This window comes from Bartonella sp. B1098, assembly GCF_944896145.1.
Classification (GTDB): Bacteria; Pseudomonadota; Alphaproteobacteria; order Rhizobiales; family Rhizobiaceae; genus Bartonella.
Genome location: NZ_CALYLP010000003.1, coordinates 290,212 through 305,007 on the forward strand (window position 1 = coordinate 290,212; position 14,796 = coordinate 305,007).

General features: G+C 38.3%; 10 protein-coding genes and 2 pseudogenes. 3 read left to right on the top strand and 9 right to left on the bottom strand.

Annotated features, from left to right (window positions below; all coding sequences use genetic code 11):
* Nucleotides 1–6 precede the first annotated feature (6 nt).
* The 6 genes and pseudogenes from NNJ85_RS05675 to NNJ85_RS05700 all read right to left on the bottom strand — a co-directional run.
* Nucleotides 7–2,580, bottom strand: coding sequence for a hypothetical protein (locus NNJ85_RS05675; RefSeq protein WP_254474885.1), 2,574 nt, complete (start codon nt 2,578–2,580; stop codon nt 7–9).
* Between the two features lie 49 nt (nt 2,581–2,629).
* A complete protein-coding gene (locus NNJ85_RS05680) occupies nt 2,630–3,115 on the bottom strand; it encodes an SMI1/KNR4 family protein (RefSeq protein WP_254473844.1) in 486 nt (161 codons plus the stop codon).
* A gap of 108 nt (nt 3,116–3,223) precedes the next feature.
* Nucleotides 3,224–3,805, bottom strand: a complete 582-nt coding sequence (locus NNJ85_RS05685; protein ID WP_254474318.1) for an SMI1/KNR4 family protein — start codon at nt 3,803–3,805, stop codon at nt 3,224–3,226.
* A 64-nt stretch (nt 3,806–3,869) separates the two neighbouring features.
* Nucleotides 3,870–4,262 (bottom strand): HNH/ENDO VII family nuclease, encoded by a 393-nt coding sequence (locus NNJ85_RS05690; protein ID WP_371923328.1) that lies wholly within the window; start codon nt 4,260–4,262, stop codon nt 3,870–3,872.
* 263 nt (nt 4,263–4,525) lie between these two features.
* On the bottom strand, nt 4,526–5,098 hold the full coding sequence (locus tag NNJ85_RS05695; protein ID WP_254474319.1) for an SMI1/KNR4 family protein: 573 nt from the start codon (nt 5,096–5,098) through the stop codon (nt 4,526–4,528).
* A 62-nt stretch (nt 5,099–5,160) separates the two neighbouring features.
* Nucleotides 5,161–8,289 (bottom strand): annotated as a pseudogene (locus NNJ85_RS05700) (DUF637 domain-containing protein); the annotation flags it as partial.
* On the opposite strand from NNJ85_RS05700, the pseudogene NNJ85_RS05705 reads away from it, so the two are divergent.
* Nucleotides 8,277–9,001, top strand: a pseudogene (locus tag NNJ85_RS05705) (amino acid permease); the annotation flags it as partial. The pseudogenes NNJ85_RS05700 and NNJ85_RS05705 sit on opposite strands and share 13 nt — an antisense overlap.
* A gap of 128 nt (nt 9,002–9,129) precedes the next feature.
* On the opposite strand, the gene ilvC reads toward NNJ85_RS05705, so the two are convergent.
* The 3 genes from ilvC to NNJ85_RS05720 form a co-directional block, all read right to left on the bottom strand.
* Nucleotides 9,130–10,149, bottom strand: coding sequence for a ketol-acid reductoisomerase (gene ilvC / locus NNJ85_RS05710; protein WP_254474320.1), 1,020 nt, complete (start codon nt 10,147–10,149; stop codon nt 9,130–9,132).
* A 1,150-nt stretch (nt 10,150–11,299) separates the two neighbouring features.
* Nucleotides 11,300–12,034: a pyridoxine 5'-phosphate synthase gene (locus tag NNJ85_RS05715; protein WP_254474321.1), complete on the bottom strand. Its 735-nt coding sequence runs from the start codon at nt 12,032–12,034 to the stop codon at nt 11,300–11,302.
* An 84-nt stretch (nt 12,035–12,118) separates the two neighbouring features.
* A complete protein-coding gene (locus NNJ85_RS05720) occupies nt 12,119–13,240 on the bottom strand; it encodes an ATP-dependent RecD-like DNA helicase (protein ID WP_254474322.1) in 1,122 nt (373 codons plus the stop codon).
* Between the two features lie 690 nt (nt 13,241–13,930).
* Between NNJ85_RS05720 and NNJ85_RS05725 the strand changes: the two genes are divergently transcribed.
* Entirely contained in the window at nt 13,931–14,254 is a 324-nt protein-coding gene (locus tag NNJ85_RS05725) for a hypothetical protein (protein ID WP_254474323.1), read from the top strand.
* 88 nt (nt 14,255–14,342) lie between these two features.
* Nucleotides 14,343–14,669 carry an NAD(P)-dependent oxidoreductase gene (locus tag NNJ85_RS05730; protein WP_254474324.1) on the top strand — a complete coding sequence of 109 codons (327 nt, stop codon included), beginning with the start codon at nt 14,343–14,345 and terminating at the stop codon, nt 14,667–14,669.
* Nucleotides 14,670–14,796 lie beyond the last annotated feature (127 nt).

Genomic DNA, 14,796 nt, shown 5'->3' on the forward strand with positions numbered 1-14,796 from the left:
GCGAGGTTATTCCTCGCTAGAAAACTCTGAGTGATTATCAAAATCTTTTGTTATATGTTCAATCAAAGCGTAGCTTAGTTGCTTTGATTTTGCTACTTCCTCGGCTAAAGCGATAGCGCGTTCAAGATGAAGCTGTTGGATGTTTTCATCAAAGCCTAAATGATCTCCTAAGGCAAAGCTTTGCTGATAAGACTGCAAAGTCTCAACATCGTCTAACAAAGCAAGGGCACCGATATGAAGTAAAGCATAATCCATATCATCTGCCTTATCCGTTGCATCCTGTTCCCAAGGAGCTCTTCCATAATCAGAGCGAAGTCTTTCAGAAAGGTCAATCTCTTTGACCGCCCATTCTAGCGCATCATCAAGTGCTTGCGTTAAACGATCTGCAGTAACCTCTGGTTCAAAGATTTCCAACCCCTTAGCTTCAAAATTAAGCTGTATATCTGGAATATCTTCCGTATGTGTAGGATCAATGAATTTGCAAGCAGCAGAAAGAATACCCGTGCTAATCAAAAAGGCGCTATCAAATTGTGGACAATCTTTAGCAATTTCATCGTTATAAAGAATGTCTACTTCACGATCAGCCAATTGATAGCTTGCCATATGGTCATTCTCATCGATTTTCTTGGTTGTCCAGCCTAGGCCTTTTAAAAGGGCTGTGGCACTTTCCATATTCAATGGAGCATCTTTATCATCCGTTTCATCTACCTCCTCTGTCAAATCAACAGAGACTGTTTTGGAAGCAATAGACGCTGTTTGTGGGTCTAAACTCAAAATCGGAGCATTTTTTGGAAAACCAGTTCGATAACCCCGTGCAAGACTGAGGAGATTATCAACTCTATATTTTGAGATTTCTTCCACAAAGCCTAAAGGATTTCCCTTTCTAAAATTCTCCTTGTAAGATTTGAGCTTCTCAATATCCCCAATCAAAACAAGCGCAATAAGGTGACGCGCCACAAGATCAAGTTCACTGTCTGGGGGAAAAGCGACATAATCATAAATGATTTGATTAACATTTTGCCGCTCTGCCCACACAAGTATATCTGTACAAATCTGTTTCAGCTTGCCTTCATCCAATTCAGTACTAGAAACTGTATAAACTTCTTCTGCTTCTTTGAGAGCTGTATATTGAGGCATATTATAGAAAATCTCTCTATGAGCAGTGGAAAAACCAAGTGTTGAAAAGGAAGCCTTAAATGCAACTATCAGCTCTTCTCCATCACTTTGAAGGCTATACATTATATTGATGATACGGTCTTTACTGATAAAATAAGCATTGCGATTGTAGTTTTTATCACGATAGACTGTCCAGCCCATTTGTTTTAATTGCTCAGCAACTTTATTGAAAGTAATCAAAGCTTGTGGACTAAGATGTACTTCTGTTGCCTCTCGCTCATGAAGGATTTTCAAATGTTTTTCAGCAAATTCAACGGCATGGTTAACATATTTTTCTACTTCATCATCATCCAAATATTCAGAAATTGTACCTACCGCAATGGAATTTTGATAAGATCTCAGGACATCGATCTTTCCTGTCAACGCTAAACAAGCCAAATGCCAAATTATATCTGTATTGTAGTTGTATTTTTGAACAAGCGTTTTGCTTTCGATCGATGCTTGTAAATCTTGGGCACGCGCCCATTGTATTATCCGCTCAGAGATTTTTGTCAACTCTTGCTCATTCAATGCCTCTACACAAATATCAATACCTTTACCAAAACCGCTAAAAAGACCTCCCCCAATCGTATTAAAAGACTTATAAATATCCGTAGGTCGTATCCAAATATATTCTCTCCTATAGTAAATATATTTGCAAGCTACAGAAATCTCTTCGTTAGAGATCTCTGCTTCAAGACGGATATTGTAATTGTTATGGAGGCGTACAAAACCAAAATCAAATTGAATAAAGCGATCTGGCAAAGAGAGCCACATTTTTCCAGGTTCCGTAGAAAACCAACCGTAGGTTTTGAGAATACGGCTTGCTGCAGTAAGGCTTATCAAGCGCTGTTTGGGCTTTTTACGCGTTAGAATATCATCTAACTCGCCATTTTTATAAGCTTGCGCAAAGAGAAGAAGGCGCTCTTTTCGAGTTGTCATTTCATAATCAGCAAATTCTGGTACAGATAATTTTGATGTAGAATTCTTACTTCTGAAAGCCTCTATGTCACCAAGAACAGCTTTTGCGACGAGAGAGTGATCTGCAGCTTCTTCACGCAATTTTTGTTCAATATTCTGCGTTTGTGCCCATGCAACCACTTTGTTTAAAGCCTCCTCAATATGGCTTTCAGAAAGATTCTGTGCTGTAACTCCGAAATTTTCTTCTGCATAAATCAACATATCACCATATTCATAGCGCGACTGTTCGCCATTATCATATTCCTCAGCAAGACAATAAGCAGCGGTGGTAAAAGCAACTGATAGCCGCAACCTTCCACCATCCTCTCCATAATCTACAACATCGTAAAGAATGCGTATTATACGATCAGAAAGATGATAATAAGCAAATGTATCCCCAACTTCATCGCGATGAGGCTCCCAACCCAATCTTTTTAAAATCTCTGTGACATCTTTAGTTTGCATCATTGTTCACTTATTAACTAATTCGCAATATCATCTAAGGTATAGGTTTTCATGAAACTTCGCCTGCGTGCTCTTTAATTCTTTTACAGAGAAATTCATAAAAATTACTCGCGTAATACTGGGGATCTCTAGGTGGGAATTTAAGATAGAGCGGACACTCACCATCCTGAAACTGAGAGTAATCAAAATAAAAGGTTTCACCAAAATCTGTTCTGCTAACAATAAGTTGTTCTGGTGTCGCAAAACCATGTTTCTTATGATATAAGTTTTTATGCACAATATCACCAGCAGGATGCTCCTCAAAACTTGCGTTATAAATGCTAAAAATTTCCTCATAACCAATTTCTCCTCCTTTATAATTTTTTAAAAAATCCTTATAAGAAGTTGTAAATTGTAAACCGAGAGTTTTTTCTGCCTCTTTAATCCGTACATCACTAACTGCATCCTCTGCAGTACCAAAATTGATAATATCATCATCATATTTATTTACTTTATCAATTAATTGTGCAACATTATCTAAAGTATAGGTTTTCATGAATCCTCCCCTGCTGGTTCTTTAATTCTTTTGCATAAAAAATCGTAAAAATTACTTATGTAATACTGGGGATCTCTAGAAAGATTAGAGATTTCTCCATCTCCCATGTCACCTCCCCCATAACTTTTTCCAAAAGCGCTTGTAAAAAGGGATAGGTTGTGGAATGGGAGTGTTCTCTGGTTTTTCAATTGATTGATCACTATCAGGTATCTCAGCTCCCACGTGTACTATAATCCTCTTGCAAAGGAATTCATAAAAATTACTCGCGTAATATTCACAATCTTCAGATGTAAACTTGAGGTAGAGTGGACATTCACCATCCCGAAACTGCGTATAATCAAAATAAAAAGTTTCACCAAAATCTGTTCTGCTAACGACAAGCTGTTCTGATGTTTCAAAACCACGTTTTCTAGCATTTAAGTTTCGGTAAACAATATCACCAGCAGGAATACCTACCCCACAATCCTTATAAAGGCTAAAAATTTCTTCGCCACCAATTTCACCTCCTTTATAATTTTTTAAAAAATCCTTATAAGAAGTTGTAAACTGCAAGCCGAGAGCTTTCTCCGCCTTTTCAATTACGATATCATCAACCGCATTTTTTGCAGTACCAAAATTGATAATATCATCATCATACTTATTCACTTTATCAATTAATACTGCAACATCAGCTAAGGTATAGGTTTTCATCAACTATTCTCCATCAATTATTTTATAAGTCTCTGTTTTTTCTCTTTTCATCAACCATAGAGCATTATTGCTGATGCTCCTGTCCCCATCTGTTAAAATCTAGACCTATAATACCCCATTTCATATCGATTATTCCTCCTAAATGACTGTTTTTTTGTTCTCTATATCCTTTAGCACGTTCCTTCCAATATTCCTCTCTCCACTTATCAAACTTTTTTCTATCTATAAGTGATTGATGTTTTTGAGGATTATTATGAATCACAGAACTATATTGGTTATGAAATTCATGACTAATCTCTGCTATGGCCCCCTCAGGCGTTTGTGAGAGATGATGTAACTCAACAGACTCACCATCATGTCCTATAGGTGCTCTTCCTGCTTCCATTCTTTCAACATTGGTGCCCCATACGTCTTTTTTGTTTACTGTCCATTTAACCCTTTTGTTAGGATCAAACAAATCGTCTCTCTGATAGACTTTATTTGTCTGACCAAATTTGCTATCAGTAAATTTAGAGAGTTTGCCTTTTAACCAATTTTGTTTTTCTTTAGCAGCGAGTTTTGTCTGTTCTTTTTTTGCTTCAAGCTTGGCAAGATCTCTTTGTGTCGCAAGTTCTGAAAGATTTTTCTTGGAAACGAATTAAGTAATAGTAAACAATACCGCTACTCGGAATATCTGCTCTATATTCCTTATAAACGTTACATATTTCCTTACCACCCATATCATCTCTTCCATAATTTTTTCCAAAAGCGCTTGTAAAAAGGAATTGGTTGTGGAGTGGGAATGGTCTCAATCTTTTCAATCGGTTGATCACCATAAAGTATCTCATCTCCTACGTGTACTATAATTCTTTTGCAAAGGAATTCATAAAAATTACTCGCGTAATATTCGCAATCTTCAGATGGAAGTCTGACATAGAGTGGACATTCTTCGTCCCGAAACAGTGTATAATCAAAATAAAAAGTTTCACCAAAATCAGCATCACAAACGACAAGTTGTTCTGGTGTCGTAAGACCACGTTTTCTATCATTTAAATTTTGGAAAACAATATCACCACCAGGAATATCTGCTCCACATTCCTTATAAAGACTATAGATTTCTTCACCACCAATTTCTCCTCCTACATATTTTTTTAAAAAACTCTTATAAGAAGATGTAAATTTCAAACCCAAAGCTTTCTCTGCCTTTTCAATCTGTAGATTATCAGCTGCATTTTCTTCAGTACGAAAATTGATAATATCATCATCATATTTATTAACTAACTGTATAACATCATCTAAAGTATAGGTTTTCATCAATTATTCTCCATCAATTATTTTATAAGTCTCTGTTTTCTCTTTTCATCAACCGTAGAGCATTACTGTTGATGCTCCTGTCCCCATCTGTTAAAATCTAAACCTATGATACCCCATTTCATATCAATTATTCCTCCTAAATTACTGTTTTTTTGTTCTCTATACCCTTTAGCACGTTCCTTCCAATATTCTTCCCTCCATGTTTTAAACTTGTCCCTCTCTATAAGAGATTGATGTGTTTTTGGATTATTATGAATCACGGAAGTATATTTATTATGAAATTTATGGCTCATTTCTGCTATGGCGCCCTCAGGCGTTTGCGAGAGATGATGCAATTCAACAGACTTACCATCATATCCTATAGGGGCTCTTCCTGTTTCCATTCTCTCAATATTGGTACCCCAAACTTCTTTTTTGTTTTCAGTCCATTTAACCCTTTCGTTAGGATCAAATAAATTGTTTCTTTGATAGACTTTGTTTGTCTGACCAAATTTGCTATCGGTAAATTTAGTGGGTTTGCCTTTTAACCAATACTGTTTTTCTTTAGCAGCGGCTTTGGTCAGTTCTTTTTTTGCTTCAAGCTTGGCAAGATCTCCCTGAGCTGCAAGTTCTGCAAGATTTTTCTTGGAAGCAAATTGGGCAAAATCTTTCCTCGCCATAAATTTTATCAGAGCCTTTTCGCTAAGCTTTGCTCCTCCCTTAGCTGCTCCAGCAACTCCTGTCATTAGGGATGCTATATCAGTCAATAATTTTCCAAGTTCAACACCCGCTTTAAAAGATCCACCAGCACCGGCTCGCTCATATTCCTCCGTCATTTTATTAATGCGATCTACATAGGACTGCCCAAGGGTCCGCCCAATTGTCGCCAAAATTTCATCACTGTTGAACAAATCTTTGAGCGCTTTCAAAGTCTCACTTGGATGGATGGCTATTTGCACAAAACCATCAACCGTATCATATAATTCAGCCGGTACACCAGCTACCATACCAGCCAAAAAGCTTAAATCTTGCCCTGTACTAATCGCGAACCATTTCGCATACACTTTTGTTTCACATAAACGGTCAGAACACTCCTTTAATTCTTTATCCATTTGGGCTTTTTGCGCACTGCTTAAGTAGTTATTCTCCGCAGCATTACCTGCGGCATCAGCACCGGTATTGACATCACCACCAGCAAGAGCAGCTGCAAAGCCCCCCGCAATGCGCGCGATATCAATGGTATGTTCTCTAAAGTTGGCAAATTGTGCATCAATCTTGGCGGTGATGCGGGCTTGTTCTTCCGGCGTTGGGGTGCGACCATCCAATGCCCCCATTTCCTCTTTTACAATTTTTTGCATCCACAGTTTAAACTGGAGCATGGCAGCGGCTTCCCCCACTGCGCCCCCAATCGCACCAGCTGTACAATCACCACTCGCTGTCGCACCAACAATACAGCCAAGCCCTGCATGAGCGACGATCTGCATCACCGTGTCTATTTTACCCTCTGCTTTAGCGGTACCAATTTCTTCCGCTAATGTTTTGCCAAGGGTTCCTGACAAGGCAGTGCGTAGATTGTTAAAAAAGTTTTTGTCAAGTGAACCGCCTTCAAGAGCCGTTTGAACGCCCGTGCCAATGGCGGCTTTGATCAGGTTCTTTTCTGCTTCACGCGTGATACGATCAATCAAAGGGGCGGTTTTGGATAAGGATTGTCCAACACCAGCCATCTCTGTGAATTGGCTGGTTAAACCTGCTGTCAACATTGAGGAGACAATGCCCAAAACATTCTTCGATGAGCCTAGCTCATGGAGGGCATCGGCAATGTTGCCGCGATTATTCACAAGAGCCACAGCACTTTTATTAATCAATGCTTGGACACCTGCTTGTATTGCTGCATTCATGGCTGTGCTGGAGCCAACACCTAAAGTACTGGCAATAGCACCGGCGGCACTGGAAGCTGTTCCGGCGGTAACAGCTGTCACAATCAAGGTGACTAAAGCTGCCCCTACTTCTGTGAGACCCTGCTTTTTATAATCCCAGTCTTTAAATTCAGCCTTAACAGCTTGCCAATCAACTTGCTTGGCTAATTCTGGATCATCACGCAATTGCTTGATCCATGACAATTCTGGTGAACGGGCTAACTGCTCAAGGGATTGGTCAAAATCACCGGTTTGTTCATATTCAACAACAAAGCCATCGCCCGCATCAAGCTTCATGCCCCCACCAGCTTCCATGGTCACATGCTCGATGGTCTCCTGCAGATAGCCTTTATCGCTCTCACTCCACCACACAAGGTTTTCATTACGCTGATAGGTGTCTTTAAAATCCTGATCCTTGTTGGTCAGAAACTTGATCTTCCCCTTATCTGATGCAAGATGTATCTTATCACCACTTTTTGCCCCTATGGCTTTAAGTATGAGATCCCCATCCTTGGCATGCATGGAAAGGTTGCCACCCGCTTCTATTGTGGTTTTGGTTGTGGTAACTTCGGTTGATTGTTGACGAAACTTATTCTTTTGCTTCGATTTGTCGCCTTCTTTCCCCCTAAGGTCTAAGTCAAAACTGCTAAAGTCTTGTTCTGAAACCACAGTGAGAGCACCACCACTGGTGAAATCCCCATCGCCCTTGGTTTTAAGCTTTCCTGCAAGATTAAGCTCACCGCCTGTAACAATGGTCAGATTTTCATCGCTGGTGACTTCTGCCAAATGGTGAAGAGAACTTTGAGCATTATAATGCCCTTTTTCCAAGCCTTGCTTATGATCACTCTCTAGTACCAATGAACCAATGGTCGCAGAACCATCGACAATCACTGTCGTCGAGCCACCACTGCTCCATTGCCCACCATTCATGCTTAAATCGCCAAGGGAGTGAATATTCAAATCCTGAACAGCAATGATTTGAGACTGCTGCCCGCTTCGATCAACAAAACCATATGCATTCGTGTCACGAATTTGGGTAGTCCCATCAACGATTGTCTCAGCATTGAGGGTGATGATATTCCCCAGAATACCCCCTGACGAATTGACAAAAAGCCCTTGGCTGCTCAGATCAACAGCACCGCTGCCAAGCAAAAAACCACCATCATTCAACAATGTTTGCGTGGTCGAAACATTGAGTGAACCATTACTCACGATGGAGCCGCTATTGGTAAAACGATCCGCATTCAGAGTGACGCCATTGCCTTTTAAGTGTGCACTAGAAAGGTTTGCTTGCTGCGGGAACAGCAGCAGCTGAAGTAAAAGAGCCTCAAACAGCCCTACCACAAGCTGTCAATTCAATACCAATCCGCATTGTATTCTTTTATATTTTCTCTCCTCTTGTGATTATGTCTGTGACGCCTTGGAATCAAATCAGTCCAGATAAAAGCCCTTTTGTAACAATGTATGCCCTTATTGGTATCCCAACTGCTGCTGGTTTAATGAACTTTGTTGTCCTCACAACAGCCGCTTCTTCCGCAAATAGTGGAATTTTTTCTACCAACCGTATGGTATATGGCCTAGCAACACAAAAAGGGGCTCCTAAATTTTTAGGAAAGCTTTCTCGTAATCACGTTCCAGCCAACGCATTATTCTTTTCATGTTTATGCATCCTACTAGGTTATGCAGTTGTAACGTTATCTCAAACCCTCATAGCTGCTTTTACAATTGTTACAACAATTGCCGCAACATTGTTTATATTTGTATGGTCTATCATTTTGATCAGCTATATCGTCTATCGTCGCAATCATCCTCTCCAGCATGCTGTCTCTCCCTATAAAATGCCAGGGGGTGTTATTATGTGTTGGGCGCTTCTCGTTTTCTTTGCATTCATTATTTATTGTCATTAGAAGCAGATACTGCCATAGCTTTAAAATACACTCCAGCATGGTTGATATTTTTAGGCATTGTATATTTTCTTTTTGGAAGAAAAAATTATGCGAAAACTTAAAAAATAAAGCTCTTTAAACAATAAAGCTTGTGTTGCAAGAAAACATATAAAAAAGGGTAACTCAAGTTACCCTTTTTTGATATTTATCTATAAAATTATAAACGTGATAAAATATCTCTGGAGAGACTTCAATTACGTTCTTTATCCACCAAAGCGTTAGATTTTATCCAAGGCATCATAGAACGAAGTTTTTTACCAACTTCTTCAATAGGATGATTATCATTTAAACGCCGCATAGTTTTAAAATGAGCCGCACCTGCCTTATATTCTTGAATCCAATTCGATGTAAATTTACCTGTTTGAATATCTTTCAATATACGCTTCATTTCTGCTCTGGTTTCATCCGTAATCACACGTGGACCAGACATATATTCACCCCATTCTGCTGTATTAGAAATCGAATAATTCATATTTGCAATGCCCCCTTCATACATGAGATCAACAATCAGTTTAACCTCATGTAAACACTCAAAATAGGCCATTTCTGATGCATAACCTGCTTGTGTTAGTGTTTCATACCCTGCTCGAATCAGTTCAACAAGACCACCACACAGAACCGCTTGTTCACCAAAAAGATCCGTTTCACACTCTTCTTTAAATGTTGTTTCAATCACCCCAGCACGTCCACCACCAAGTCCACATGCATAAGATAATGCTACACTATGAGCATGCCCTGAAGCATCTTGCGCCACCGCTATTAAGCAAGGAACTCCACAACCACGTTTGTATTCATGACGAACTGTATGCCCTGGACCTTTAGGAGCAATCATCACAATATCAACGGTTTTTTTAGGTTCAATCAAGCCAAAATGAATGCTTAAACCATGAGCAAAAGCAATCGCCGCCCCATCACGTAAATGGTCATGAATATACTCTTTATAAATATCAGCTTGCAATTCATCTGGTGTTGCCATCATGATGAGATCTGCCCATTTTGCTGCCTCAGCAACACTCACCACTTCAAACCCATCGGCCTTAACCTTTTTAACTGTTTCCGACCCTGAACGCAAAGCTATCTGCACATTTTGGACACCGGAATCTTTCAAGTTTAAAGCGTGCGCACGCCCTTGAGAACCATAACCAATAATGGCCACTTTTTTTCCTTTAATGAGATTAACATCCGCATCACGATCATAATAAACACGCATAAAAATACTTCCTTCTTTCTCTATTTAAACTGAATTTCAGATTATTTTCATTAAATAAGAAACATTATCTTTAGTGCATTACACACTCATAAAGATAAAAAACGCTGCTTATAAAAACACAGCAATTGAATAATCTTTTAAAGTTTACATATTGCATAGAAAAACTGTAGCCCCCAAACATTCCCAAAACATATATGAATTCCCAAATAAACTTCAACTGCTGTCCTACAAAGGCGATATTTACACAAAACAAGATTTCTAAAGAAAATACATGTGCTAAGATTTTATTCTTCTATCGCGCAACAAAACATTATAGCCTAAAAATTAAGATACAACATATAACTTCTAGCGTGAACCAAATTAATATGGATAGCAAGAAAAATTACAAAATAACAAGGATTGTTTTAATATAGTCTTCAACAACAATATATATAACAATATCTCTGAAATAACAGAGAATATGCATTTCCTTACAACTTTTACTTTTTACATTCTCTAATAGCCCCACCTGTCACACAAAACAAAATGTCCAAAATGGAACACTCTTGTGTTATTCACCCACGCACTTTTTTTAAAAAATATCTCACTATGCTCGAGCGCTTTTCAAGAATCCCCAGCCTAAGATTTGTAAGAGTCTAAGATTTATGGTGCCCCCTCTTTCCTTCATAAAGCGATAAGTTGATATCATCACTCTCTTTTTTTCTCCAAATATTGCAGCAGCAACGCGTATTGCATGGATTTCATTTATAAAAAGCATTTTCTGATTTTAAATCTATTTCTGATGAAGTCATCAAAACCCCTGCATTTCATAAGAAGCTCCGTGAAATGAACTCAAAGAAAATTCTATGTACTCATTCATTAAAAATCCTAAAAATTTCATTATAATGAAAAATGCTTTCAAAGCCCTATTTTTCACCCATTTCTTATCCCTTTGAAGAAATTATAGTAAGAAGGTCCTCATTATAATGGTACAAATAAAAAGCATTTCATGTACTCAAAAAAACAAAAAGCGATCAATAAACAAAGAAATAATAGAATATTCATAATACGTTCTAACAGTGCTTTTTATTTAAACAGATATAAAATTATTTTTTTAAGATAAACTGAGCTTTATAAAAATTTCTTTTCCAATTTTATGGAGAAAAAAAGATTACGATAATAACCGGAGAAAACGCTGAACAGTCTCATGCATTCCATACTCTAACGCATCAGCAATAAGCCCATGACCAATAGAAACCTCATCAAGCCAAGGAATATTTTTGACCAGAGCAGGAAGATTCATAATCGTCAGATCATGTCCAGCATTTATACCTAATTGCAACTCTTTCGCTCTTTTTGCCGCCAGAACAAGTTTATCGAGCTCTTGATCTTGTTTTATTTTGTTCTGAAATGCACCACCGTAAGGTCCGGTGTAAAACTCTACACGATCAGCCCCTATTGCTTTAGCAATATCAAGACCATCGATAGAAGGATTAGCAAACAATGATACACGAATCTTTCTTTTTTTTAAATGCTGAATAATAGGGGCTAAAAATTCTGCATTCTGAGCAAAATTCCACCCATGATCAGACGTTAATTGATCTGGATCATCAGGAACAAGAGTGATCTGGTCGGCATAGTTTTCAGCGACACCCAAAAACTGATCACTTGGATAACCTTCAATATTAAACTCAGCCGTAGGAAAAGTGTTCTTTATTAAACCGTATATATCTGGCAAATCAGCAAAACGAATATGCCTTTCATCGGGGCGCGGATGAACCGTCAAACCTGCTGCTCCAGCGGCAAGCGCTATACGCCCAATATTCTTGATACTTGGCCACGGAAGATTACGTCGGTTGCGCAAAACAGCAACAGCATTAAGATTAACCGAAAGTTTTACCGCCATGCCCATTTCCATTTTTCTATAGTGTGTAACAAGATAGAAAAAAGACATTTTCCATCTGAAACTTAGATGATACACATATTTTTTCTATCGGACAATCGTTAAACGCTCTGCTGCGCGGGTAATTCCCGTATAAAGCCAGCGTGCATACATATCACGAAAGGCAAAACTTTCATCAAACAAAACGACATTGTTCCATTGAGAACCTTGCGCTTTATGAACCGTCAAAGCATACCCATAATCAAAATCATCATATCGCTTTTTTAATGCCCACGAAATTTCCTGATCAGGATTTTCAAAGGCTGCTTTTAAAAGTTTAATCTTTGTTACCCCACGCTCACTTTCTTCTGGTTTTACCAGAAGATTAATACTTGGTTTAACTGTCTCTTTCTGTGAAGTCATCACCTTCCATAAAGAGCCATTTAACAAACCTTTAGGAGGATCATTTCGCAAACACACAAGCTTATCTCCCGCTTGCGGATAATCTGCTGTAAATCCCTTTAACATACGCAAACGCTGATTATAAAGGTGGCGTGTACGATTAATCCCTACCAAGACCTGATCCGCATCCAAAACCAATTGTTGATTGACCTCTTTACGTGTCACAACGCGCGCTTCTCCATAGTTACCATAAGCAATATCGCGTCCTTCACGCACGTCCATAGCAAGCCGGATAATCGGATTATCTCGCGCTTGTCGATGAATTTCTGAGAGAAGAAAATCTGGTTCCCCATTGGAAAAAAAGCCTCCACCTGAAATAGGAGGCAATTGACCTGGATCACCAAGAACAAGAATTGGCGTCCGAAAGCTCATTAAATCACGCGCCAATTGTTCATCGACCATCGAGCACTCATCAACAATAATGAGTTTAGCTTGTGCAGCAGCACTTCTTCGATTTAATGTAAATGTTGGAGCAATAGATTTTTTTCCCGTAATTTCATCGGAAACTTCCTCTTCTCCACGCGGACAATAAATCAGCGAATGAATCGTACAAGCATTGCTTGCACCTTTAGAACGCAAAACCTGCGCCGCCTTGCCCGTAAAAGCAGCAAACTGAACAGAACCATCAACTGTCTCTGCAAAATAGCGCGCAAGCGTCGTCTTACCCGTTCCCGCATAGCCAAAAAGGCGAAAAAGAGGAGAACGCCCTTCCCTCAACCATGCGGCCACAGCCTTCAATGCATTATCCTGTTCCCGTGAAAACTGCATAGCTTACCAACATAAGATTTGCATAAAAAAGCAGTATTTTGAAAAAAAACGACGATCAAGAAAAACTTTTTTATCAAGAATTGCTGACACACGCCCATCTAACAACTTTCGTAGCACAATTATCAATTACTTACCCATTGCTTTTTCAAGATATTGTAACAATCTAAATTTTATCTATACATCGATCTCCTTGATAACACCCTTATACTTATCAAATAAAATATCATTTTCTACAACAGTAACACCAACAATGAGAATATGCATATCTTAAATTTACAATAACACCTATAGATGTTTTTTCGAACCAAAATTTAGAATGAGAAAAAGAGCATTGCAAGTGCAAAACCCTCGCGAGAAAAAATGTCCTTAACAGGGTAAGAAGTATGTAATTTTCTGAATACCATTTTACACAATCAATTAGCTTTCTTGCACATAAAATAAAGTATATCCACTATTACAAAATAATAATTAAATATATCAAAAACCTTTTGGCATAAATAGCAATATCTCTCAACAAAACTCCTTAATCCTATGATGATACACCTATAAAGTTCCTATCTCGCTCTTACCATGATTTTAATAAATTTACTCTTCATACTACAAATAAGTTATATCTCAACGAATAAAGAGAAACATCACGCTTATATGAAGCAGGCTTTATCTCGTACAGATATGTGGGGGAGATTTAAATTGAAAATATTAATTCCAGATAACTATCAAAAAGCCCCCCTAACATTACATATTACAAAATTAATGAAATCGCATGAAGTGCTGGTTATAAATAATTTAGCTAAAGAATGTGATTTAAAAGATAAGCTCAGAGAAATAGATATTCTTATCTTAATCAGAGAGCGGACTATTGTTGATAGAAATCTTCTTCTGAAACTGCCAAATTTAAAATTAATCTGCCAAACAGGTCCTATAGGTTCACATATTGATATAGAAGCTTGTAGAGACTTAGGAATTGAAATATTGGTGGTGGAGATCCAACTTCTGCTGCTGAATTTGGCCTAGCTCTTAATTATGTCTGCGCGTAGAAAACTCTGCCAATCTGTGTCTGATATGAAAAAAAGGACGATGGCAAACAACATTTAGCAACCAAATGAAAGGGGCTACTCTTGGAATATTCGGGTTTAGGCGTATTGGCAAAATGGTTGCTCAATATGCTCAAGCTTTTGGCATGTCCATTTTGGTTTATGGGAGCGAGCGTTCAACGCAAGAAGCGAAAAATTTAGGTTATCATTTTACGCATTCAAAAGATGAATTTTTTACACGTCCTGACATTATATCTCTACATTTGTGTTTAAGCGATAAAACCAGAGAAATCATTCAATTAGATGATCTATTGAGTATGAAACCTCATGCTATTTTTGTCAACACAGTGCGTTCAGCTTTGGTTGAAAAAGGAGCAATAGAAAAAAAATACTAACTTTGGAAAATTCAACTTACTTTGCACTGGATGTTTATGACAGCGAGCCAGTATATGAGAGCAAATTATTGCAATCAGACAGAGTTCTTTGCACACCGCATCTGGGCTATATGACTAAAGAAAGTTT

What these genes read in the sequence shown, in the direction of transcription:
- NNJ85_RS05730 (WP_254474324.1), top strand. Translation starts at nt 14,343, where the DNA reads ATGAAAGGGGCTACTCTTGGAATATTCGGGTTTAGGCGTATTGGCAAA.
- ilvC (WP_254474320.1), bottom strand. Translation starts at nt 10,149, where the DNA reads ATGCGTGTTTATTATGATCGTGATGCGGATGTTAATCTCATTAAAGGA.
- NNJ85_RS05695 (WP_254474319.1), bottom strand. Translation starts at nt 5,098, where the DNA reads ATGAAAACCTATACTTTAGATGATGTTATACAGTTAGTTAATAAATAT.
- NNJ85_RS05715 (WP_254474321.1), bottom strand. Translation starts at nt 12,034, where the DNA reads ATGGCGGTAAAACTTTCGGTTAATCTTAATGCTGTTGCTGTTTTGCGC.
- NNJ85_RS05680 (WP_254473844.1), bottom strand. Translation starts at nt 3,115, where the DNA reads ATGAAAACCTATACTTTAGATAATGTTGCACAATTAATTGATAAAGTA.
- NNJ85_RS05720 (WP_254474322.1), bottom strand. Translation starts at nt 13,240, where the DNA reads ATGCAGTTTTCACGGGAACAGGATAATGCATTGAAGGCTGTGGCCGCA.
- NNJ85_RS05685 (WP_254474318.1), bottom strand. Translation starts at nt 3,805, where the DNA reads ATGAAAACCTATACCTTAGCTGATGTTGCAGTATTAATTGATAAAGTG.
- NNJ85_RS05675 (WP_254474885.1), bottom strand. Translation starts at nt 2,580, where the DNA reads ATGCAAACTAAAGATGTCACAGAGATTTTAAAAAGATTGGGTTGGGAG.